A 585-nucleotide genomic window follows, 5' to 3' on the forward strand; every position below is an offset into this window, starting at 1 on the left:
CCAACAAAGATGTTGATACGATCGCGTAACTGCACTTCTAAATCACTAATGCCTTCACCAGAATTTTTACTCACGAACAGCACTTTATAACCAATTCGCTCGTATTCTTTGAGCCACTCTTCGTACATTGCACGGTCATCTGCCTCAAGCAAATCAACCTTGTTGAGCACCAACAATGGTGCGATGTTGAGTGTCTCTGCGGCCACTAAATAACGGTCGATAATGTTCAGTGATAGCTCAGGCAAGACAGACGAGACAATCACCATCTGATCGATGTTTGCCGCAACTGGTTTGAGGCCGTCGTAGTAGTCTGGGCGAGTCAGCATTGATGTACGTGGCTCTACGGCTTCAACAACACCTGAGATGCCTGCCATTGATTCAAGACCTTCACGCCAGAGCACTCGGTCACCGGAAACCAGAGACTCAATGCCACGACGTAGGTTACAGCGTTGAACCTCGCCAGTTTCTAAATCTTCGATGTCAGCGTGCTGGCCAAAGCGAGTAATCACTAGACCCTGTTTACTTGCGCCAAGCATGTTCTCATCCCATTGGATGGACTCTTCTTGCTTTTTTAGGCGTTTTTGT

Annotated in this window: 1 protein-coding gene; it reads right to left on the bottom strand. The window is 47.5% G+C overall.

The window, feature by feature from the left end:
- A partial coding sequence (gene rsgA / locus R8O11_RS29690; RefSeq protein WP_318195187.1) for a ribosome small subunit-dependent GTPase A occupies window positions 1-585 on the bottom strand: 585 nt, incomplete at both ends.

Source organism: Vibrio sp. 1288, assembly GCF_033344475.1.